The 24,189-nt window shown below is 53.3% G+C and carries 16 protein-coding genes; all 16 read left to right on the top strand.

All coding sequences use genetic code 11. From position 1 onward, the window contains the following. Positions 1-13 precede the first annotated feature (13 nt). Positions 14-1,648 carry a response regulator gene (locus AC0LWM_RS02585; RefSeq protein WP_474673330.1) on the top strand — a complete coding sequence of 545 codons (1,635 nt, stop codon included), beginning with the start codon at positions 14-16 and terminating at the stop codon, positions 1,646-1,648. After that, positions 1,629-3,395: a cache domain-containing sensor histidine kinase gene (locus AC0LWM_RS02580; RefSeq protein WP_474673329.1), complete on the top strand. Its 1,767-nt coding sequence runs from the start codon at positions 1,629-1,631 to the stop codon at positions 3,393-3,395. The genes AC0LWM_RS02585 and AC0LWM_RS02580 overlap by 20 nt, the downstream gene beginning before the upstream one ends. Next, positions 3,392-4,372 (top strand): substrate-binding domain-containing protein, encoded by a 981-nt coding sequence (locus AC0LWM_RS02575; RefSeq protein WP_474673328.1) that lies wholly within the window; start codon positions 3,392-3,394, stop codon positions 4,370-4,372. Before AC0LWM_RS02580 ends, AC0LWM_RS02575 begins: the two co-directional genes overlap by 4 nt. 158 nt (positions 4,373-4,530) lie before the next feature. Then, positions 4,531-5,529, top strand: coding sequence for a galactose ABC transporter substrate-binding protein (locus tag AC0LWM_RS02570; RefSeq protein WP_474673327.1), 999 nt, complete (start codon positions 4,531-4,533; stop codon positions 5,527-5,529). 100 nt (positions 5,530-5,629) lie between these two features. Then, positions 5,630-7,150 (top strand): sugar ABC transporter ATP-binding protein, encoded by a 1,521-nt coding sequence (locus AC0LWM_RS02565; RefSeq protein WP_474673326.1) that lies wholly within the window; start codon positions 5,630-5,632, stop codon positions 7,148-7,150. Positions 7,151-7,164: 14 nt separating this feature from the next. Continuing rightward, positions 7,165-8,181, top strand: coding sequence for a galactose/methyl galactoside ABC transporter permease MglC (gene mglC, locus AC0LWM_RS02560; RefSeq protein ID WP_474673325.1), 1,017 nt, complete (start codon positions 7,165-7,167; stop codon positions 8,179-8,181). Positions 8,182-8,287: 106 nt separating this feature from the next. Then, the gene (locus tag AC0LWM_RS02555; protein ID WP_474673324.1) at positions 8,288-9,583 is read left to right on the top strand and encodes an ABC transporter substrate-binding protein; all 1,296 of its coding nucleotides are present in this window, start codon (positions 8,288-8,290) and stop codon (positions 9,581-9,583) included. A gap of 167 nt (positions 9,584-9,750) precedes the next feature. Beyond that, positions 9,751-11,520: a sensor histidine kinase gene (locus AC0LWM_RS02550; RefSeq protein WP_474673323.1), complete on the top strand. Its 1,770-nt coding sequence runs from the start codon at positions 9,751-9,753 to the stop codon at positions 11,518-11,520. Then, positions 11,513-13,198: a response regulator transcription factor gene (locus AC0LWM_RS02545; protein ID WP_474673322.1), complete on the top strand. Its 1,686-nt coding sequence runs from the start codon at positions 11,513-11,515 to the stop codon at positions 13,196-13,198. The genes AC0LWM_RS02550 and AC0LWM_RS02545 overlap by 8 nt, the downstream gene beginning before the upstream one ends. A gap of 84 nt (positions 13,199-13,282) precedes the next feature. Next, a complete protein-coding gene (locus tag AC0LWM_RS02540; protein WP_474673321.1) occupies positions 13,283-14,953 on the top strand; it encodes an extracellular solute-binding protein in 1,671 nt (556 codons plus the stop codon). Between the two features lie 92 nt (positions 14,954-15,045). Then, the gene (locus tag AC0LWM_RS02535; protein WP_474673320.1) at positions 15,046-15,942 is read left to right on the top strand and encodes an ABC transporter permease; all 897 of its coding nucleotides are present in this window, start codon (positions 15,046-15,048) and stop codon (positions 15,940-15,942) included. Positions 15,943-15,954: 12 nt separating this feature from the next. Beyond that, a complete protein-coding gene (locus tag AC0LWM_RS02530) occupies positions 15,955-16,839 on the top strand; it encodes a carbohydrate ABC transporter permease (protein WP_474673319.1) in 885 nt (294 codons plus the stop codon). A 123-nt stretch (positions 16,840-16,962) separates the two neighbouring features. After that, on the top strand, positions 16,963-19,041 hold the full coding sequence (locus AC0LWM_RS02525) for a DUF5054 domain-containing protein (protein ID WP_474673318.1): 2,079 nt from the start codon (positions 16,963-16,965) through the stop codon (positions 19,039-19,041). Between the two features lie 110 nt (positions 19,042-19,151). Next, positions 19,152-21,440, top strand: a complete 2,289-nt coding sequence (locus tag AC0LWM_RS02520) for a glycoside hydrolase family 3 N-terminal domain-containing protein (protein ID WP_474673317.1) — start codon at positions 19,152-19,154, stop codon at positions 21,438-21,440. 31 nt (positions 21,441-21,471) lie between these two features. Beyond that, complete coding sequence (locus tag AC0LWM_RS02515) at positions 21,472-23,277, top strand: class I mannose-6-phosphate isomerase (protein WP_474673316.1); 1,806 nt, start codon at positions 21,472-21,474, stop codon at positions 23,275-23,277. Then, complete coding sequence (locus tag AC0LWM_RS02510) at positions 23,258-24,181, top strand: ROK family protein (protein ID WP_474673540.1); 924 nt, start codon at positions 23,258-23,260, stop codon at positions 24,179-24,181. Before AC0LWM_RS02515 ends, AC0LWM_RS02510 begins: the two co-directional genes overlap by 20 nt. Positions 24,182-24,189 lie beyond the last annotated feature (8 nt).

Below are 24,189 nucleotides of genomic sequence, written 5' to 3'. Positions count from 1 at the left end.
CGGGGGAAACCGGATGTATAAAGTATTGCTGGTTGACGATGAAGCGGACGTACGGGTAGGCGTGCGCCAGGAAATCGATTGGGAGAGCTTGGGGCTGGCCGTGGTCGATACGGCGGAAAACGGACTTGAGGCTGCCGAGGCGGTAGACCGATTGCTGCCGGATATCGTCATTACCGATATCAATATGCCCTTTATGAACGGCCTGGAGCTTGCCGAGTGGATTAAGGAACGGTACCCGGCAACGAAAATCATCATTCTTACCGGCTATGACGAATTCGAATACGCCCAGAAGGCCGTCAAGCTGCACATCGACGAGTACATTTTGAAGCCTTTCTCCACGCAGGAATTGGTTGAAGTTATTGTTAAAGTGAAGGAACGAATGGCGGAGGAGGCCCGGCAGAAGGAAGATGTCGAGGCGCTGAGGGAGCATTACCGGAAAAGCTTGCCCGTGCTTCGAGAGCAATTTCTCGTTTCCCTCGTTGACGGCAAGGAGGCGGTCAAGGAGATCGCGTCGAAGTGCGCGCTTTATGAGCTTGATTTTCAAGGCCAGTCTTTCATCGTATCGCTGATCGGCATGGACCGAACGGAGGGGCAGTCCGAGCATTCTTTTCAGGAAAACGAAGAATTGAAGCTGTTCGCCGTACTGAACATTGCGAATGAAATTGTCCGCAAATACGATCGGGGGCACGTGTTTCTTCGTCGGGACCATGTCGTATATTTGGCGGTTTGCCCGGAAGAGGGATTAGAGGAGGCGCTGCGGCGGACGTTATCGGTTGCAGAGGAGATCCGCGATTGTGTCGAGAGATTCACAAGGCTTTCTGTGACGGTTGGCGTTGGGACCGCTCACCGGCGAGCGGAGGACATGAAGATTTCCTGCGAGGGGGCGGAACACGCCTTGGACTACCGTTTGTTATTGGGATCGGGCCGCGTCATATGCATCGGCGATTTGGAGCAACCCCGGTCGGCGAGGGTAAGCTTCGACGACATGAAGCTTCGCGCGTTCGTCCGCTGCTTGAAGGTCGGTTCGGCCCAAGAGATGAACGAAATGCTTGACGGCCTGTTCGCCGAGCTGGCGGAAGCGGACATTTCGCTGATCGATTGTCAGGTCTGTTTGCTTGAGCTGATCACTTCGCTTTTCGGTACAGCCAAAGACATGAATTTGAATCTGGACGATCTGTTGCATATGAACGCGAGTCTGAATTCGTTCGCCGGCATTCCCAAGTTCAATCATCTCCAGGAAGCGAAACAATGGATTACCGAAGCGTGCGCTAAAATTATGATGGGCATCGCATCGCGCCGTCAGGATACTTGCAGCTCGCTGGTCGAAGAGGCGAAGGCCTACGTGGCGCGGCATTATAACAACAGCGGCATCTCCTTGCAATCGTTATGCAAGCATCTGCATATCAGCCAAGGATATTTCAGCACCGTTTTTAAGCGGGAGGTCCGCATGACGTTCGTGAACTATCTACTGCATGTACGAATGGAAGAAGCGAAAACGCTGCTGCGGACGACGGATCTCCGAACGTTCGAAATTGCGGAGCGGGTCGGTTACCCCGAACCGAATTATTTTAGCTTTTGCTTCAAGAAATCCGTAGGCGTGTCGCCTAAAGAGTATAGGAATCAAGGCAATGAAACGACTTCTGCGTAAATGGGCGGATCTGCTGCGAATCAAGAGCATCCAGTTTATCATTACGGTTTCATTTGCATTAACCGTTTTGGCGATGCTCGCCGTTGGGATCATCTTGTACGAAAAATTCGCGGAAACGGCCAAAACGAATGCCGTGCTTACGAATCAACAGCTGATCGAGCAGGTGAATTACAACATCGAATCTTATTTGCGGGGCATGCGGCAAACGTTCGAGCTCGCCGATTACAACATCCGCAAAGCGTCGGACATTCCCGAAGAAGTGCTGAAGGGTCAGCTGGATACCCTGATTTCGTCACGAGAGGACATTGTTTCTTTGGCGCTTTTTTCCGCCGAAGGCGAGCTCATCGTCTCCAATCCGAAAGGCGACATGCGAAAATTAACGAACCTGAAAAAGCAGAACTGGTTCGCCGACGCCGTAGCCAACCCGGACGAGCTGCATTTTTCCCCGCCGCACATTCAGAATTTGTTTAAGGGGCAATACCGGTGGGTCGTTTCGATCAGCAGAGGCATTACGTTCAGCAGAGAAAATCGGATTGTGCGCGGCGTCCTGGTGATGGACGTCAACTTCCACACGATTGAAAGCCTTTGCCAAAGGGTCAGCTTGGGGCAAGAGGGGTATGTTTTTATCGCGGATTCCGCGGGCAATATCGTTTACCATCCTCAGCAGCAGCTCATCTATTTGGACTTGAAGCGGGAGAATCTGGCCCTCGCGCTCCGTTATTCCTTCGGAACCTACTATGATGAGTGGAACGGCAAGGACCGGATGCTGACGGTTCAAAACGTAAATCCCGTCGGCTGGAATATCGTCGGCGTGTCCTATATGCAGGAATATTTGACGACGAAAAACGAAGTCAGCGCTTGGATATTCGGCCTCATCGGGCTTGTCGTCGCTGTCATCATTTCGGTCAGCATTTTAATGTCGATCAAAATTTCGGCGCCGATCAAACGCTTGAAGCAATCGATGTCCCGGGTAGAATACGGGGATCTGAGCGTTTCTCTAGCCGTGAATGGAGACGGGGAGTTGCAGCAGCTTGCGAAGCGGTTCAATTCGATGGTCGCGCGGATCGGCGAATTGATGAACCAGGTGAAGACGGAGCAGGAAGCCAAACGAAGAAGCGAGCTGGAAGTCCTTCAAGCCCAAATCAATCCTCATTTTCTTTATAATACGCTCAATTCGGTCGTTCGCATGGTAGGGATCGGCAAAACCGAGGAGATCACGACCACGATCACGTCATTGTCCAAATATTTCCGAATCAGCCTCAGTAAAGGACAGTCCATCGTAACGGTCCAGGATGAGCTGGAGCATGTCCGAAACTACTTGATCATTCAAAATATCCGTTTCAAAAATAAATTCCGCTATGAAATCGATGCGCCGGAGCCCGTTCTGTCCTGCCTCACCTTGAAGCTGATTCTACAGCCGATTGTCGAAAACGCCATCCAGCACGGCATAGAACCTATGGTTGACGAAGGTGTTATCTCGATCGGCGTGGTGAATCAGGACAACGACAAACTGATCTTTCGGGTGAAGGATAACGGCGTCGGCATGCCGCCGCATATCGTCCAAGGCATCAAGGAAGGACGGGTCAGTTCAAAACAAGGCTCCGGAGTCGGCATGCTGAATGTGCATGAACGCATTCGGCTGCAATTCGGCGGGGATTTCGGGCTGGACATACAAAGCGAATTGGAGGAAGGGACGACGGTGACCATAACGCTGCCCATGATGGAAGGTAAAGGTGATCGGAAATGAATCGAGCGGCAAGACAAATCCGGATGATGATCGTATCCGTTATCGTCATATGCCTTGTGGCTTCCTGCGGGGGTGGTCTCGAGCCCGGCCAAAGTATGAAGCAGGTTCAGGTGACGATGATTTTGAAAGCGCTTGACAGCGATTATTGGAAAACGATGAAGATGGGCGCGGAGGTTGCCGCGGGCGAATTTCACGCGCGTTTGACGGTGAAGGCGACGCAAAGCGAGCTGGACGCGGACGGGCAAGTCCGCCTGGTCGATCAATCGCTGGAAAGCGACATGGATGCATTGATTATCGCGGCGGCCGATTATATGGCGCTAGGCGGGGCGATCGACAGGGCAGGCAGCCGGCATATTCCCGTTATTTCGGTCGACGCCCAGGTGGGATCGGCCAAAGTCACGAGTTATATCGGCGCGGATCATTACAGCGCAGGCAAGCTGGCCGGGCAAAAGCTCATTCATTTGATCGGGACGAAGGGGCGCGTCACCGTACTGAATTTCAGCACAGGCGCCAAAAACGCGGAAGAGCGGGCACAAGGACTATTCGATCTGCTCGCCCAATATCCGGATATCGTTGTTGTGGATACGGTTTATACGAACTCGGATCCGGCCCGTTCCGCCATGCTGACAAGCGAAATGCTCGGCAAGCGCGGTCCGGTTCAAGGGATCGTCGCCTTAAACGCCCCTTCCTCCATAGGTGCCGCCAAGGCGATCCATGAACGAGGGATGGACGGCCGCGTGAAGCTCGTAGCGTTCGAGAGCACGCCGGACGTCCTGGAATGGCTGCAGGAGGGGACCATTCAAGCAACAATCGTCAACAATCCTTTTATTATGGGTTACCTATCCGTGAAAAACGCCGTTTCCGCGGCGCAAGGCATACCGATTCCCGAACGGATCGACACGGAAACGACCATGATCGACGTGGAAAACATGCTGACCTCCGAAAACCAGAAGCTGTTATTCCCGTTCGTGAAATAAACTTCCGTTCGGCAGCCGGCAAGCAACAGATGAAAATTTCGATACTTTACATGAGGATTTTGCATTCGCTTTCGGCTTATATTTTTTCATAATGGGATTAAGCCCCAGAACGTGGGGCCGCAAAAATCCTAGCTGAAAATCGGGGAGGTTTTCTTAAAATGAAAAGGTCGGTCGCAGTTTTGCTTTTTGGCGCCATGCTGGCGGTAACGGGGTGCTCCGGGGGATCGAAAAGCGGGGAGCCGAATATCGGGGTCGCCATCTACAAATTTGACGACACGTTCATGACGGGTGTCCGCAACGCCATCTCGGATGCCGCGGAAGGCAAAGCCAAGGTGGACATCGTCGATAGCCAAAATTCGCAGCCTACGCAAAACGACAAGGTGGATTTGTTCATCAGCAAGAAGTCGGATGCGCTGGCGATCAATCCGGTTGATCGAACGGCCGCCGGGGTTATTATCGACAAAGCGAAAAATGCCGGCATCCCGGTCGTGTTCTTTAACCGCGAGCCGCTGCCGGAGGACATGGGCAAGTGGGATAAAGTTTATTACGTCGGAGCGAAAGCGGAGGAATCGGGGACGATTTCCGGCCAATTGATCGTCGATTATTGGAAGGCGCATCCTGAAGCCGACAAGAACAAGGACGGCATCTTGCAGTACGTCATGCTGAAGGGAGAGCCGGGGCACCAGGATGCCGAGCTGCGCACGAAGTTTTCCGTGCAGGCGATCACCGATGCCGGCATCAAGGTCGAGAAGCTTGCGGAAGACACGGCGATGTGGGATCGCGTCAAAGGGCAGGAGAAGATGGCGGCGTTTTTATCGGCCCACGGCGACAAAATCGAAGCCGTGCTGGCGAACAACGACGATATGGCGCTTGGCGCCATCGAAGCATTGAAGGCCGCCGGTTATTTCAAGGATAACAAGTTTATTCCGGTCGTGGGCGTGGACGCGACGGCGCCGGCCATCCAGGCTTTGAAGGACGGAACGCTGCTTGGCACCGTGCTGAACGATGCCGTCAATCAGGGCAAAGCGACCTTGAATATCGCCGCCGCCTTGGCCAAAGGCGAAACGCCGTCCAAGGACAATACGGGGTATGACATCGTGGACGGCAAATACGTATGGGTTCCGTACCAAAAAGTGACGAAGGATAACGCGAAATAAGAACGCATGGCAAAGCAAAGCTTCCGAAGGGCGAAGCAAGGGAGAGCTTGCGCGGCAGGCCCCCTTGCTCTGCCGGTATACGGAATCATGGAGGTGCGGGATGCCCGAATCCGATACGGTACTGGAAATGAGAGAAATAACGAAAGCTTTTCCGGGCGTCAAAGCGCTCGATCATGTCACGCTTCGCGTCCGGGCCGGCACGGTTCATGCCTTAATGGGTGAAAACGGCGCCGGGAAGTCCACTTTAATGAAATGCTTGTTCGGCATGTATAAGCCGGATCACGGCGAGATCTTCCTCGAGGGACGCAAAGTCGACATTCAAAGCCCCAACGATGCGTTGCGCAATGGCATTTCCATGATTCATCAAGAGTTGCACCCGATTCCGATGCGCACGGTCATGGAAAATATATGGTTAGGCCGTTTTCCGATGAAGGGGTTCAGACCGCTCGCATTTGTCGACCACGCCAAAATGGAACGCGATACGGAGCAGTTGTTTGCCGCGCTCGGTTTGGATATTCCGCCGAAGGTTCTTGTTCGAACGTTATCGGTTTCGAAAATACAATCGATGGAAATCGCAAAGGCTGTGTCCTACAACTCGAAAATTATCGTGATGGACGAACCGACCTCCTCGTTGACAGGCAACGAAGCGGAGCAGCTGTTCTCGATCATCGGGGAGCTGAAGAAACGCGGCGTCGCGATGATTTACATCTCGCACAAGATGGAGGAAATTCTCCGCATCTCGGACGAAGTCACCATTATGCGCGACGGGCAAAAAATCGGAACGTGGGCGGCCTCGGAGCTGACGACCGATATGATGATCCAAAAGATGGTCGGAAGGGAACTGACGCAACGATTCCCGGAACGATCCAATCGCCCCGGCGATGCATTGCTGAAGGTAGACGGCTTGACCGCTTCGGCGAAACAGTCGTTCAAGAACATCTCCTTCGAGCTTCGCCAAGGGGAAATTCTCGGAATCGGCGGTTTGGTCGGGGCCCAGCGAACGGAGCTGATCGAGGCTATATTCGGGCTCCGCGGCATTGCCGCGGGTACGATCGCCATTCACGGCAAGCAAGTGTCGATACGTACTCCGAAAGACGCCATTCGGCACAGGATGGCACTGCTTACCGAGGAGCGGAGGTCAACCGGGATTTTTCCCGTTTTGCCGGTTTTGGAAAATACGTCGATCGCGAATTTGATTCGTTATCAGACGTGGTATCTCCTGTTGGATGAGGCAAGGCGCAAGCGGGAAGCCAAGGACGTGATGGAGAAGCTGAGGGTGAAGACGCCCGGGCTTCATACGCTGATCCAAAATTTGTCGGGCGGCAATCAGCAGAAGGTGTTGTTCGCGCGCTGGCTGCTGACCGAGCCGGATATATTGCTGCTTGACGAGCCGACGCGAGGGATCGATGTCGGGGCCAAATTCGAAATTTATTCGATTATCGCGGAGCTGGCCAAGCAAGGCAAAGGAATCGTCATGATCTCTTCGGAAATGCCCGAATTGCTAGGCATGTCCGACAGGGTCATGGTGATGCGCGAAGGCGCGATAACGGGCATCGTCGACGGCAAGCAAGCGACCGAGCACGAAATCATGCGGCTTGCCGCCCAGCATGCCGCTTCCTGAAGGAGGACAACCTTGTGTCTGCCAACATAAAAAAAACGCAAGAGTTTGTGATGCAAAACGCCATCTATATCGTGCTCGCGCTGCTTATCGTCGGAATTGCATTATGGGATACGAATTTCCTGTCCCTCACTACACTCAGAGACATCCTCACGCAATCCTCGACCCGATTGATTATCGCATTGGGGGCGGCTTTCATTTTGATTACCGGGGGCGTCGATCTCTCGAGCGGAAGAGTGGTCGGATTTTCCGCCGTCATTTCGGCTTCCATGCTCCAGATGTCGGATTATCCGAGGAAGTTTTTCCCTGACCTGCCCGAGCTGTCGATCTGGATTCCGATCGTCCTGGCAATCCTCGTTGGGCTTCTTGTCGGATTGCTGAACGGAGTCATTGTCGCCAAGCTCAATGTTCCGCCGTTTATTGCTACACTTGGGACGATGGTGGCCGTTTACGGCGTAAACTCGCTTTATTTCGACATGAAGCCGAACCAATCCCAGCCGATCGGAGCGCTGCGGTCCGATTTCAGCAAACTCGGAAGCGGATACTTCGGTTATAGCGGACCGTATTCGATCCCGTATATCGTCGTGATCGCCATCGTCGTTTCGCTCATCGTTTGGGTGATCTTCAATAAGACGCGGCTCGGCAAAAACATGTACGCCATCGGAGGCAACGTCCAGGCGGCGTCCGTTTCCGGCATCCACGTCGCGAGAAATTTGATTTGCATTTACGCCATTGCAGGCGCATTGTATGGGCTTGCCGGCGTATTGGAGGCGGCAAGGACGGGAGGAGCGACCAACAACTACGGCTTCATGTATGAGCTTGACGCGATCGCGGCTTGCGTTGTCGGCGGCGTTTCCACGGCAGGCGGCATCGGAACGGTGCCGGGCGTATTGACGGGCGTACTTATTTTCAGCGTGATCAACTACGGGTTGACCTTTATCGGCATCAGTCCGTATTGGCAGCTGATTATTAAAGGTTTGATCATCGTTGCCGCGGTGGCGTTCGACATCCGGAAATATATCTCGAAGCGATGACGCCGGCATTTCGGCTTAAAGTTCGCGGGGGCTGCCTAAGCCCCTTTTTTTGCGTTCATTCATTTGTTAGGCTTAGAGACATAAGATGGAATCGGGGGTGACGTTCATGGAGCGGACAAAACGGGCGGCCGCGAGGCTGTTCATGTTCATTGTTTTAATGTTGGCAATCTGCGGCTGCACGGGCCAAGCCGAGAGCAAGGTCGCGCTTGTTCCGCCGGGGGAGAAGGTTACGTTGACGGTCGCCATGTACGTTACGGATATATCCGTGCAGGATGTATATTACGAAATCGTCGACGCGTTCGAGAAGGAATATCCGAGCATCGAGGTGAACCTGCGTTTCCCCGGCTTCGAATATGAACGGATTCTCGGATTGTGGATGGAGGAAAACCGGCTGCCGGATATTATGGACACCCACGGCTGGTCGCAAAAGCGTTACGGACCGTATCTCGCGGATTTGCGCGAGGAAAGCTGGGTCCCCCGGCTGACCGGCACGATTCGGGAATACGTCACGGACCGCTCGGGCAAAGTATATGCCCTGCCGATCAGCGAAGCCAGGGACGGCATTACATACCATAAGGGATTGCTGGAAAAGTACGGTATCGGCGTGCCTCGAACCTATGACGAGTTAATCGCTGCGGCCGAAACAATTAAAACGGAAAGTGGCGGCGAAGTCGTCCCGTTTTTCTTTGCCGCGACGGATGAATGGACGGTCGGCCAGTTTTTCGACTATTTCGCGAATTCGCTGTTCGTTGCCGGGAGCAAGGATACGGCCAAACCGCAAGACGGCTCTTTCGATTGGACGCGCTGGACGCAGCTGTCCCGCATGTTTCAAGTGCTTATCGACCGGAAATTGATCAATGCCGATGTGATGACCGCGAAATACAGCGATTTAAACCGATTGTTCGCCGAAGGAAAAGTAGCGTTTTCCTTGTCATCTCCTTCCTATGCGGACGAAGTATTCAAGATCAACAAGGAAACGAACATCGGAATTATGCCGATTCCGGCCGTTTCCGGCGGAAGCGCCGCAAGTTTTTCCGGCGGGGAACGGAACACGATGGGGATATGGAAGGACTCGACGCATCAAGAAGAAGCAAAACGGCTATTGTCTTATTTTGCAAAGCCGGAAAATCTGGCCAAGATTGAAGAAGCGACCAAGATCCCGTCAGGGTTGCAGGGTGCGGCATCGCAGCATGAATTCAGCGACGATTACAATTGTTACGCCGAAGTGCCGATACTGCCTTATTTTGACCGAACCTACCTGCCTTACGGCATGTGGGAGACAATTTGCAAAAGCGGAATCGAACAGCTGGCGGGGCAAATTACGCCCGAGCAATTTGCCGAAGCGATGAAGACGTCGGCGAATCGATTGATGCGGAAGGGCGGAAATCCAGAAGCTGGGTGATGAGACGTCCATCAAGAAGCCTTATCATGAACTGAATTCCAATTCCCAGTCCGCTTCGGCGGGCATTTTTTTTTTATCTAGACGGACTATTTCGAATGGGAAGAAGAGGGTTATTTTCATAAGGTGATCGCGAATGTATAATCGAAAACAAATCATCGAAAGAAGGTATGTCCATTCTGTTATCTCTGTCCGCTTTTCGCCACTTCAACATTTTTACCAAGCTTGTCATCTCCCTCCTGCTTATTATGATCCCGATTTACAGCATCAGCCTTTATATGAACCAAACGGCGGAAAATAACGTTCGCAACGAGCTGTCGCAGTCGGTTGTATCGAGCGTCCATTTTTATGCAAGCTCCTTTGAAACGGAGATGCAGCGGCTCACGAGGTTGATCCGGGAGCTCATTTTCGACGACGAATTTTTGAAATTGAGAACGATTGCAGGCGAGATGGACGATTATACGCGCTCCCGAACGATTCTGGGCGTGAAAAACAAGCTGTATCTTCTAAAAACGTCCAGTCCTTATGTGAATGATGTCAAGGTGTATATTTCGTCACTCGACAGAGGCATATTTGCGAACAGCTTCGATAACCATATTCCGAAGGACGAGCTGAATGCGCTTGAGCAATCGGCGAGTAAATACGGCGCGCCGTTTACCTACTGGAACGGACGTTTGTACTTAAGCGAGGTTTATCCTCCGCCGATTTATCGTTTGAATTTGTCGATGGCCCTTGGCGTCGAGTTATCGGGTGAACAGCTCCGGCACTCGCTGAATCAAATTAGCCAGGTCAAGGATTCCGGCGCGGCATTCGTTAATTTGAAGCAGCACTGGGTCGTCACCGACGGAAAAACCGGGGATGCGATGACTGCGGCCCTGCAAGGCCTTATTTCCGAGCCGCGGTTCAAGGGGAGCAAGAACGGTCAGGGAAGCGTAACGGTGCAAGGAGTCAAATATATGGCCACCTTCGAATATTCGCAGCTGCTTGATACGTATTTGGCCGTTTATGTTCCCGAGGAGCAGGTATTAGGTCCGCTGAGCAAATACAGGGCGCTATTTTGGCTGCTTTCGTTGATTTTGTCCGTGCTGGTTCTTGCGTTTTCATATTGGATTTTCCGCCTCATCCATCAGCCGCTGAAGCGGCTTGTCAGCTCCTTTCGCAAAGTGGAAAGAGGGGATTTGCAGGTTGAAATCCACCATCACAACAAGGACGAATTTTATTATTTGTACGAGCAGTTTAACGCGATGGTAAGGCAATTGAATTTGCTCATCCGCGAAGTTTACGAGGAACGGATCCGTTCCCAGCAGTCGGAGCTCAAACAGCTGCAATCGCAAATCAATCCGCATTTTTTGTACAACAGCTTTTTTATTTTGCAAGGGCTTGTCCGCATGAACGATAATTGGTCGGCGGAGACGATGCTGCAGCATCTTGGCGACTATTTTAAATTCATTACGAGAACAGGGACGGAGCATGTCACGCTGGAGCAGGAGATCAGCCATGCCCGCGCTTATACGGAAATTCAATCGATGCGGTTCGGCGGGCAAATCGAGGTCGAATGGGGAACGGTGCCGGAGCCGCATGCCGGACTCAGCGTACCTCGTCTCATCTTGCAGCCGATCATTGAAAACGCTTATATTCATGGACTGGAGGACAAGTCGGGTGGAGGCCTGCTAAGCGTGCAGTTTGCCGAGCAGAAGGAATATTTGCTCGTTATCGTTCAGGATAACGGCGAAAAGTTGCACGATGAAGATTTGTGGTCGCTGCAGGAGCAGCTTCGCTCGAAGCAGCCGGCCAAAGAGTTTACCGGCATATTGAATGTGCATCGCCGATTGCAATTGAAATACGGCGATCGATTCGGGTTAGAAGTGACCCGGGGAATATGGGGAGGCTTGCGGGTTGAATTGAAGCTCGCCATTCAGAAGGAGGATCATCATGTATAGATTGCTTGTCGTGGACAACGAACCGATTATTGTGGAAAGCGTCATCGATTTGATTCAGAGAACCGAAGATCTTGAACTGGACGTGTATGGAGCTTTTTCCTCCGGCGAGGCACTGAAGCTGCTCCAATCCACCAAAATGGATATCGTCCTGACGGACATCCGGATGCCAGGCATGAGCGGGATCGAGCTGCACCGGGAAATTATGAAGCATTGGCCGTGGTGCAAGGTCGTTTTTTTGTCCGGCTATAACGATTTTGAATTCATTCAAGAAGTGATGCGCAACGGCGGCGTCGATTATTTGCTGAAGACGGAAGGCAATCAAGCGATTATTCAAGCCGTGCGGAAAGCCATTCAAGCATTATCCGATGCGATCGAGATGGAGCAGCTTATTCATAAATCGCGGCAGCAGATGCAGATGATCCAGCCCTATTTGCAGAAGGAGCTGCTGTGGGGACTGGCGCAAGGAGACTTTGACGAGTCCCGGCCGCTTGCGGAGCAGTTCCGGGACTTGCATATACCGTTAAGCTGCGCGGAACAAACGACGGTTGTAATCGGGAGGATCGACGCATGGAGCGAATTCGTCAACTCGGTGGACAAGTCGCTGTACCTGTTTGCGGTTCAAAACATTGCCGAGGAGTATTTATCGTCGTCCGTACGTCTCGTTTCCTTCGATTATGCGCAGAAAACACGACTGGTTTGGTTTATTCAACCGAAGACTGAACTTGGCGGCGGCGCAGACCGTGTCCCGGACGACGTTCGCCAGCGTGCGCTCGGGTTCGTCAAAGGCGCGGTCGAGATGATTCAGATGACGTGCAAGCAGCTGCTGAAGCTAAACGTTTCGTTTGCCATTGGTACGACTTACCGCGACTGGTCTCATGTCTCCGAGCAGTTCGAGCAGCTGCAGCTGCTGCTCAGCCGTGGGCTCGGATTAGGACACGAGCTGCTGCTGCTGGAGCAGCAAGGCGCCGAGCTGGATCCTTCTCCGATCGATCGCGATCTCCGCAGGCAGCTCGGCAAGCTCAGCTTGCTGCAGATGCTGCTGGATAACGGCCATAAGGAGCAGTTTTTTCAGGAATATTGCTCGATCATGAAAAGCGCAGCTCAGGGTTCCCCGCCATCCCATGCGGTAAGAATGGAAATTTATTTTACGCTCGTTTCGATATTTTTGTCTTATCTGAATCGCTGGGGCATCCAAGAGGAGATTGGCAAACAGACGAATCTTGGCAAAATGACGATGCTCGACTTCCGCAGCAATTGGCAGGAGGTCGTCGATTACTTCCATGTGCTCGCCAAACTGCTGTTCGACCATAAGATGTCTGCGCAAGGCTTTCAGGAGAACGATGTGATCCGGCAAGTCCAACATTATGTCAGGCATAACTTGGCGGGCGACCTTTCTTTAAACCGGATCGGCGATGTCGTTGGCCACAACCCGTCTTATTTGTCCAGATTGTACAAACAAATCACGAATGAAGGCTTATCCGACTATATTATGGCGGCCAGGGTATCCAAGGCGAAGGAGCTGCTGGGGGAAAATCGTTTGAGAATCGCCGATATATCCAAAGCCGTCGGCTTTTTATCGGAGCAATCGTTCTACCGCTTTTTCCGCAAAGCGACGGGCCTTACCCCCCAAGAGTGCAGGGAAGACGCGCTAAAGTCAAAAGATGCGAATGAAAAGTAAATATCGGCGAATAGATGTCCTGAACTTCCCGAGATTATAATCGAATTGCAAGACAGCTTTCCACATTGCCAAGGGGGTTTTGGAATGGAAAAAAGAAAATGGATGTCTTTGGCCGCAGTATGCGTGCTTGGCTTGTCGATGCTGACGACCGCATGCTCCGGCGGAGACAAAAAAGCGGACGAGCCGCAAAAAACGGAGGAAACGCAGCAAACGACGGATGAACCCAAAAAGTCCGACGACGGTCCTCTCGGCAAATATGATCCGCCGATTGAAGTTCACTCGGTACGTAACGGGATGCCTGACGATCGTTTCAAAAACGGCGATACGATCAGCAGCAACGCTTGGACCAAAGAATACGAAAGCGCGCTTGGCATTAAGCTGGTCTACGATTGGATCGGCGATCCGAACGGAAGCACGAATAAACTGGATGTTTCAATTGCATCCAACGAAATCCCCGACGTTTTTGGCGCAAGCACGAAGCAAATGAACCTGCTGGTCGATGCCGGCCAAATCCAGGATATGACGGAAGTATGGGAGAAATACGCCTCCCCTGCCTTGAAAGAGCTGGCAAACCAAGACGGTGGACTTGCTTTAAAATCGGCAACGTTTGACGGCAAGCTGATGGCGATTCCGAAATTCGGCGGCAATATTACAAGCGCAGACATCCTGTGGATTCGGACAGACTGGCTGCAAAAGCTCAACTTGACGCCACCGAAAACGATGGATGATTTGATGAAAATTTCCGAAGCGTTTATGACGCAGGACCCGGACGGCAACGGGAAACCCGATACGTTCGGCCTTGCGGTTAGCAAGGAGCTGTCCGGTTTGACAGGGTTGTTCAACGGATACCACGCTTATCCGGGCATTTGGGTGAAGGATGCCTCCGGCAAGCTCGTCTACGGCGACATTCAGCCGGAGATGAAAGCGGCATTGGGCAAATTACAGCAATTGTATAAAGCGGGATTGCTGGACAAGGAATTTGCGGTGAAGGACGGCTCGAAGGTCATCGAATCGATCTCGCAAAACAAAGTCGGCATCTATTTTGGCGCAAACTGGTACTCCTACTGGCCGTTTAACGATGCCAGAAAGCAAAATCCGGGCATGGAATGGAAGCCGTTCCCGATCGTATCGGTCGACGATAAGCCTGCAAGGCCTGGAGTCGGATTCCCGGTTTACGAATATTTTGTAGCAAATAAAGATTTCGGGCACCCGGAAGTCATTGTCAAAATGCTGAACCTTTGGCTTGTGCGCGCTTACGGCGAAACCGCAGACTGGGAGAAGTTCGCGGTAGCCAAGGACGGAACGGAAATTTTCCAATATCCGTTGTTCCAAGTATTCGCTCCGAACAAGGATGTGCCGGACAATTATGAAGCGGTCAAAGCTGCGGTGGAAACGAAGGATACGGCCAAGCTGAATCCGGAGCAAAAAGCGCTTTACGAAAAAATCACGGCGTTTATGAACGGCGATGATTCGCAGTGGGCCACCTATCGTCAAGCCGGACCGAAAGAATCCTCGTTCGAGGTGCTGGCCGGATATCGGGATAAAATTTTGACGACCGAATATTTGGGAGCCAATACGCCGACGATGGTCGAGAAGAAAGGCGTCCTAGATAAGCTTCAGAACGAAATGTTTACGAAAATCATTATGGGAGCCGCTTCGGTCGATGAATTCGATCAGTTTGTCGAGCAATGGAACAAGCTGGGCGGCGACCAAATCACCAAGGAAGTAAACGATTGGTACGCAACGCAGAAGTAATGGTTGCGCCATGATGTTGGGAGAGGAGAGGTGACCCCGATCCTCTTTCTTTTTTTCACAACACTATTCACCGCCTGAAGGAAGGTGCCGAAATGCGAAAAAAATGGCTCCGGGAGCTTCCGCTGCATGCCATGATATTGCCGAGCCTTATTCTTGTCATCATATTCAGCTATATTCCGATGGTTGGCATCGTGATCGCATTCAATAAATATTCGCCCGTCAAAGGTTTTTTCGGATCCAAATGGGTTGGATTGGATAATTTCCGGTATATCTTCGAACTACCGGATACGGCGCAGGTCATTTGGAACACGATCATCATCGCCGGCATGAAAATCGTGGCTGGGCTTATCGTTCCGATCGTCATCGCGCTCTTGCTCAACGAAATACGCATTTCCATGATCAAACGCGGAATTCAAACGTTGATTTATTTGCCGCATTTTTTGTCCTGGATCATTCTGGGCGGCATTCTGATCGATATTTTGTCTCCGACAACGGGGATCGTCAATCAGCTGCTCGGCTATTTCGGAATCGAACCGATCTTTTTCCTGGGAGACAACCGATGGTTCCGGTTTGTGCTCGTCGTCTCCGACATCTGGAAGGAGTTCGGGTTCAGCACGATTGTTTATTTGGCTGCCATCACAAGCGTGAGTCCGAGCTTGTACGAAGCGGCCGTCATCGACGGCGCTACCCGCTGGAAGCAAACCTTGTACATTACGCTGCCCGGCATTATGCCGATCGTCATTTTGGTAACGACGCTCAGCCTCGGCAACGTGCTGAACGCCGGCTTCGACCAGGTGTTTACGCTTTATAATTCGACCGTCTACGATACGGGAGATATTCTCGATACGCTTGTTTACCGGACCGGGGTCGTCGAAGCGCAATACAGCGTATCCACGGCGATCGGCTTGTTCAAATCCGTCGTATCGCTGCTCTTCATATCAGTTTCGTATTGGCTGGCCTATCGTTTTTCCAACTATCGTATTTTCTAAGGAGGGATCGGCGTGTTTCATCGACCGTCTTACGGCTACCGCGTGTTCAGCTTCTGCAACTACACGTTTCTTATTGTGCTGGCCTTGTTCTGCCTTGCTCCGATGGTGCATGTGCTGGCGATTTCCTTCAGTACGAGCAGCGCCGCCTCGGCCGGTCTTGTCAAGCTTTGGCCCGTTGAATTTACGACGGCTTCCTATTCGTTCATTTTGGAGAAATCCCAGTTCGTCAAGTCGTTTGCGATATCGATTGAACGGGTCGTTTTGGGTGTTTCTTTCAGCATGGTGCTGTCCGTGCTGCTCGCGTACCCGCTGTCGAAGGAAGTGAAGGATTTCCGCTTTCGGACGGTTTACGCCTGGATTTTTGTATTTACGATTTTATTCAGCGGCGGACTGATCCCGTGGTACATGACGATCAAGATGACCGGACTGCTCGACTCGATCTGGGGGCTGGTACTTCCGGGCGCCGTACAAGTGTTCAATGCAATCCTGCTGCTCAATTTCTTTCGCGGCTTGCCGAAGGAGCTGGAGGAGTCGTCCTTTATCGACGGCGCATCCCACTGGACGACGCTTTGGCGCATTTTTATCCCAATTTCGCTGCCTTCGCTAGCAACGATTACGCTTTTTACGTTCGTCGGCCAATGGAATTCCTGGTTCGATGGGCTCATGATCATGGATTCGCCGGAAAAATATCCGCTTTCCACCTATTTGCAATCGCTCATCATTAAACCGGATTTCTCCAAAATCAGCATGATTCAGGCGAAGCATATGTCTGAAATTTCTGACCGGACAACCAAAGCGGCGCAAATCATTCTCGGCTCCTTGCCGATTCTGCTTATTTATCCTTTCCTGCAGAAATATTTCGTGAAGGGGATCGTCGTCGGGAGCGTCAAGGAATAAATTCTGGATGTCCGTTTTTTGCAAAAGGATGACTCGTTCTTGCAAATACAAGATCGTCATGCTTCTGTACAATGTTACACAAGATCGGCGCAGGTGCGCTGGTCTTTGGAAGGGGCTATAACGATGACGACAACGGTGAAAAGAGTTCATGTGATTTTCAAAACGCATCTGGACATCGGGTTTACCGACATGGCGAAGCATGTGGTCGACCGGTATATGAACGGTTTTATCCCACAGGCACTTGCGCTGTCCGAACAGTTGGCGAGCGAGGAAGGAAACGTCAAATTCGTATGGACGACCGGCTCGTGGTTGATTCACGAATATTTACGCACGGCTTCGCCGGACATGCGTGCACGCATGGAAGATGCGATCCGGCAAGGGCGAATTGTGTGGCATGGCTTGCCTTTTACGACGCATACGGAAATTATGGACGACAAGCTGTTCGAATTCGGCCTTTCGCTTTCGCAGAGCCTCGACCGCACGTACGGAAAAAAAACAATCGCCGCCAAAATGACCGACGTTCCGGGCCATACGATCGCGATCGTGCCGATGCTGGCAGAGCACGGCATCCAATATTTGCATCTGGGCGTCAATATGGTGTCCAAAAATCCGAAGGTGCCGAAAGTATTCGTATGGCGTGCAGCGGACGGCTCGGAAATTATCGTGAATTATGCCGATAGCTACGGCAAGCCTTTTCAAATGGAAGGCCTTGAAGATGCGTTGTATTTCGCCCACACGGGAGACAATCACGGTCCTTCGACAATGGAAGAAATCCGCGCGTTGTTTGCGCAATTGCAGGAGCAATATCCCGGGGCTGAGATTATGGCCTCAACGCTCGACGCGTTCGCCGAGAAGCTTGCTGCGGTCAAACATCAGTTGCCCGTCGTACGGGAGGAAATCGGGGATTCGTGGATTCACGGCATCGCTTCCGATCCGTGGAGAATCGCCCGCTACCGGGAACTGCTCCGGCTCAGGGACCGATGGACCGCTGCCGGCTTATTAGATCCGCAGGGAGAGGCGTATGCACTATTTTGCAATCGGCTGATGTTGATTCCTGAGCATACATGGGGATTGAACAATTCGGTTTATCTTGTCGATTTCGCCAATTATTCCGCAGCCGATTTTGCGGCGGCGAGAAAACGCGATGTCGTGAACGAAACGAAGCTGAGAAAATACGACTATCTGCGCCAGCTGGCGACAGAGAGCAGATCATACAGCCACTATGAAAGCTCGTGGCAGGAGCAGCGGAATTATCTCGAAGAGGCGCTGTGCGCGCTGCCTGAAGCGCTGGCGAACGAAGCGAGACAAAAGCTGGATCGGATGAGCCCTGCAAACGCGGAGCCGGTTGCGGGCACGACGGTGCTCGAGACGAACGAGTGTTACGAATTGGGGCAGTTTCGGGTAAGCTTCGCCGCCGACGGATCGATTCACCGGCTGGTCGACCGATCCGGCAAAGGATGGGCGGACGACAGTCATCGACTTGGGACGTTCCAGTACGAAACGTTCAGCAAAGAATGTTATGATCGGTTTTTCAAAGAATACTTGACCAATCTGGACATCCACCACAGCTGGGCGGACAACGATTTCGGCAAACCGGGCATCGAATACGTCAAGCCAAGGCCGGAGCATTGGCGGATTGTGGCTGCGCTCAGATCTTTGCGCCTTCAGAGAAACGCCGATTCCGACATCGTGACCGCAGAGCTGAAGCTGCCGGAGGACGTTTGCGAGCAATACGGAGCGCCTCGGAAGCTGGCCGTGATCTATACGTTTCATGCGCATGAGCCGGTGATTGACGTTGCGTTGCACTGGAATGAGAAGCAAGCGTGCCGGCTTCCGGAAGCAAGCTGGTTTTCGTTTGCCCCGCTGGTCGACAATCCGAACGCCTGGACTATGGATAAGCTGGGCGAACGGATTTCGTCGTTGTCCGTCGTGAAGGACGGCAACCGGAACATGCATGGCGTCGGCTCCGGTCTTTATTATGACGGCGCGGACGGGACGGCCGTGATCGAAACGCTGGATGCGCCACTCGTTTGCCCGGGCGAACCGCGGTTACTGCAATTCGACAATACGTACGCGCCTCTCGATGGCGGATTCCATTTTAATCTGCACAACAATGTATGGGGCACGAATTTTATGATGTGGTTCGAAGACGATATGATGTTTCGTTTTAGATTGAAGCTGCAGTCGAATCCGCTAGGCTAATCATAAACGGATGGCTCTGCAAGTCGATGCTATGGAAGCCGGGCTTTCTAAAGGAAGCTCGGCATATGCATATGAAGCTAGGCTTTCAAGCCTTTAGGAGGATGACTGGAATGGCATTGCCATATCGCGATGCGTCGCTGCCGGTCGATCGGCGGGTTGACGATTTGATCGGGCGGATGACGCTCGACGAGAAGATCGGACAATTGGTCCAGCTTTTCGGCTGGAAGGCTTATGACCGCAAGGACGGCGAAATTACGATTCCCGAAGAATATCAAGAGAAGCTGGGACGTGGCGGGATCGGCTCGTTTTACGGCTTCCTGCGAGCCGATCCGTGGACCGGCGTCACGCTGGAAACCGGGCTGACGGCTAAGGAAAGCGCCGAGGCGGTGAATCGGGTGCAGCGGTTCGCGATCGAAAACTCGCGCCTTGGCATCCCGATCCTGTTCGGTGAAGAGTGCGCCCACGGGCATATGTCGATCGGCGCGACGGTATATCCCGTGCCGATTGCCGCCGCCAGCACGTGGAACCCGGAGCTGTTCGAGCAGGTCGGCTCGGCGGTGGCGGAAGAAACCCGGGCGCGTGGCGGGGCGGCGACGTATTCGCCGATTCTCGATATCGTGCGCGACCCGCGTTGGGGCCGAACGGAGGAAACGTTCGGTGAGGATCCCGTATTGTGCGCCGAGATGGGCTCGGCGGCGGTCCGAGGTATGCAAGCCGGGCTGCCGGAACGGGGAATCGCGGCGACGGTGAAGCATTTCGCCGCATACGGCGCGTCCGTGGGCGGGCGCAACGGCGCCCCGGCGCATATCGGGCCGATTGAGCTGCGTGAGAAGGATTTATACCCGTTCGAGAAGGCAATTGAAGCGGGAGCCTTGTCCGTCATGACGGCTTATAACGAAATCGACGGCGTTCCATGCACGTCGAACCGTGAGTTGCTAACGGACATTTTGCGCGGGGAGTGGGGATTCGAAGGGTTTGTCATTACCGATTGCGGCGCGCTTGGCATGTTGGCGGGAGGCCATCGCGTTGCCGAGAACGGACAGGCTGCGGCAGCACTCGCGCTTCAAGCGGGCGTCGACATGGAGATGTGCGGCGAGGTGTTCGAAGGGCATCTGCGGGCAGCAGTCGATTCCGGCAAGGTACCGATGGAGGTGCTGGACACCGCCGTATCACGCGTGCTGACCGTTAAGTTCAAGCTGGGCTTGTTCGAAAATCCGTATGCCGATCCCGAGAGGGCCGAGGCCACATCTGGCAGCGGCAAACATCGCGAGCTCGCCCGCAAACTGGCGCAGGAAGGCATCGTTCTGCTGCAAAACCGCGCCAAGCTGCTGCCGCTTTCCAAGTCGCTGCGGCGTATCGCCGTTATCGGTCCAAACGCGAACAATCGCTATAATCAGCTTGGCGACTATACTTCGCCCCAGCCGGTCGATGCGATCGTCACCGTGCTTCAGGGCATTCGCAGCAAGCTGGGAGACGGTGCCGAAGTGCGTTACGCGGAAGGCTGCCGAGTATGCGACCCGGACAGATCCCGCATAGGCGAAGCGGTTGAGCTTGCGCGCTGGGCGGAAGCGGCCGTTGTCGTTGTCGGCGGCTCGAGCGCCCGTCAGTTTGGCGACAACACGATCGATCCGGTGACCGGCGCCAGCATCGTACAGGATAGCTCCGTGGACATGGACACCGGCGAAGGGGTAGACCGCGCCGAATTGGCTTTGTCCGGCGTACAGCTGGAGCTTGTTCAAGCCGTGTATGGGACCGGCGTGCCGGTTATCGTCGTGTTCGTCAACGGCCGTCCCGTGAGCGAGCCGTGGATCACGGAGCATATCGACGCCGTGCTGGAAGCTTGGTATCCGGGGCAGGAAGGCGGGCATGCAGTCGCGGATATTTTGTTCGGGGACTGCAATCCGTCGGGGAAGCTGCCGGTATCGGTGCCGAAGCACGTCGGGCAATTGCCCGTATACTACAACATCAAAAAAACGAACGGCAAACGGTACAAAGAAACCGATACGGAGCCGTTATACCGGTTCGGCCATGGCTTGAGCTACACGACCTTCGCTTATTCCGATCTCAAGGTAACGCCGGAGACGATTTCGCCTAGGGGAGAAGTTCGCGTGACGGTTAACGTACGCAATTCGGGTGAGATGGCGGGCCAGGAAGTCGTGCAGCTATATATTCGCGACGAGTTTTGCTCGGTCACCCGTTCCGTCATGGATTTGAAGCGATTTGCGAAAATTACGCTGGAGCCCGGCGAAACGGCAACGGTCGCTTTTACGCTTGGCAAGGAACAGCTTCAATTCGTCGATCGGATGCTGCAACGGGTTATCGAGCCGGGCCGGTTTACGGTTTATGTCGGAGGCGACCCATCCGCGCTGCAGAAAGCGGAATTTGAGGTCTCAAAGTGATGGATGGAACAAAAAGAAAGGAATGAAAGCAATGTTTGAAACAAGACCGCTGAATCCGATACGTCAAGCTGATCTTGAGCATGGAATCGAGCAAGGATACGAGGCGATTCTGCAGCGGGTATTTTCGAAGGCGGAGCACACAAGCGGTAACGTCTTCACCCTGGTTGTGGACGGTACTCACGGCGCCGATTTCCAAGCGCTGCTGAAGCGCTTGATCCCGTATGCGGAAGAACTCGGATTTCGTTTTGCGGCCGTGGACACGTACGGCTATTTAAAATCCGGAACGGAGCTGCGGGACCATTTCCGCCGGAACATCACCGACAACCGCGCATTCGGCTACGTCGCGGAGCAGAAGATCGACGCATACTTCCGTAGCGGGGCGCATCGCGACTTTGCGGAATATGCGGCGGAGTTAACAAAAGCTGCAAGCGAGCGGACATTGTTCGTCGTATTTGGCCCGGGCGCCTTATGGCTATGCTACGGACGCTCCGATGCGTCGCTGTTTCTCGACGTTTCGCGAGAATACCAGGAAGTCGCCCATAAAGGCAGTTTGCTGAACTTCGGGTTCAGCTGGAATATCGACGCCGTTGAAAAATACAAAATCGCCTATTTCGTCGAGTGGCCGCTGCTGGAAACGTATCGTAAAAAGCGACTAGGAGCTTTCGATTGGTATGTGGACATGAACGATCCGCGCCGCCCCGTTCATATGAGCGTACGCGATCTGATGGCCGTCATCCGGGACATCGCCCGTTATCCGCTGCGCGTAAAGCCGTTCTTAATGCCTGGCATCTGGGGCGGGCAATATTTGAAGCAAATCGCCGGGCTGCCGGCCGACATGATCAACTGCGCCTGGAACTTCGAGCCGATTGCGCCGGAAAATTCGGTGCTCGTTTCGAAGGGAGAACACGTTGTCGAATTTCCTTTCCTGCTCGTTATGGCATATTCGCACTTGGATATGATCGGCGCGCGCAACGTTCGTTTGTTCGGCGATTATTTTCCGGTCCGATTCGACTTTCTCGATACGATGGACGGCGACAACCTGTCGTGCCAGGTTCATCCGAAGCAAGCCTTCATCCGCGAGCAGTTCAACGAATTCATGGAGCAGCAGGAATCGTATTACATCATGGAAAAGCAAGGCGATGCCAAGGTGTACCTCGGGTTGACGGAGCAAAGCACGCCGGAGTCGTTCCGCCATGCGGTCGAACAGTCTCAAGCAACGGGCGAACCGATTCCTTTTACGGACTATGTTCAGGAATGGAATAGCGAGAAGGGCGATTTGTTCCTGATTCCTACAGGCACGGTCCACTGCTCGGGGAAAAACAATTTTGTGCTAGAAATATCGGCAACGACATGGTGGTTCACGTTCAAAATTTACGATTACGTTCGCAAAGATTTGGACGGCAAGCTGCGCCCGATCAACATCGATTACGCGTTCGACAACATCGATTTCAGCCGCAAAAGATATTGGGTGCAGGATAACCTGATTCCTAGACCGAAGCTTCTGAAGCAGCAAGGCGATAACGAGGAGTACGTGCTTGGCGAGCGGGACGATCTGCTCTTCTATGTCAACCGCATCCATTTGGCCGACCGCTGGGAGGATGAAACCGGCGACGAGTTCGTCCTGCTGAATCTGGTAGAAGGCGAATGCGTGCGCATCGCTTCTCTCATAGACGAATCGGTTTTCGTAGAATTCCGTTATGCGGAGTCGTACATTATACCGGCTTCGTTCGGCGCATTTGCCATTGTGAATCGGGGAAGCGCACCGTGCAAACTGATCAAAGCGGGTGTGTCCAAAAAATGGGACATAAGCCTGATTGATGCCGATGCAGATGCATGATTGCGTATTGGCCTTTGACGTAGGCGGCACGTATATTAAAGCGGGCATCGTACGGAGCGACGGCACGATTGTGGAACCCATCGATTCGTATCCGGCCCGGTCGGGCGATACGAAGGAAGCGCTGCTGAAACATTTTACTACGATCATTCAGACGCAAGGGAGGCGAGTACCGGCCTGGCATACGATCCGTGGCGTCGGACTTGCGTTCCCCGGCCCGTTCGATTATGAGCGTGGCATCTGCTTAATACGTGGCTTGAATAAATTTGAAGCGTTATACGGCTTAAATCTCAAGGAAGAATTAACGGCGAGGATCGCCGCAATACCGGAGCTGCAAGGAAGATGGAGCACGTCTCCGGTTGTGGCGATCGAAAACGACGCGGCCTTGTTTGCGCTCGGCGAAAACGCCTTCGGTGCAGGCCGGCTTTATGCGAAAACGATTTGTTTGACGATCGGCACGGGATTCGGCTCCGCTTTCGTGAACAGGGGACAATTGGTCAAACGGGGAGAAGGTGTTCCCGAGGACGGCTGGTTGTACCGATTGCCTTACCGCGACGGAATCATGGACGATTACATCTCCCGCCGGGGAGTCGTTCGGCTTGCCAAGGAGATGGGAATCGAGGACGCGGCAGGCGGAGAAGAAGACGTGAAACGATTGGCGGAACGCGCCCGCGCCGGCGAGTCGCTGCCGGTGCAGTTGTTCCGGACGTTCGGCGAGAGGTTGACGGAGGTGCTTACGCCCTACATCGAGTCGTTTCGGCCCAATGCCATAATCATCGGCGGGCAAATCGCGAGAAGCGCGGATCTGTTCGTTTCGGACCGGATTGGCGGCGTTCCCGTCAAGATCACCTCCGATATGTCGGCAAGCGCGTTACAAGGAACATATCAGCTTGTTAAAAAATTTTGAAGACAAGG

It is taken from the genome of Paenibacillus sp. sgz302148 (assembly GCF_056120465.1).
Note: the sequence above shows the minus strand (reverse complement) of the source record. Positions and strands in the feature narration are given on the sequence as shown.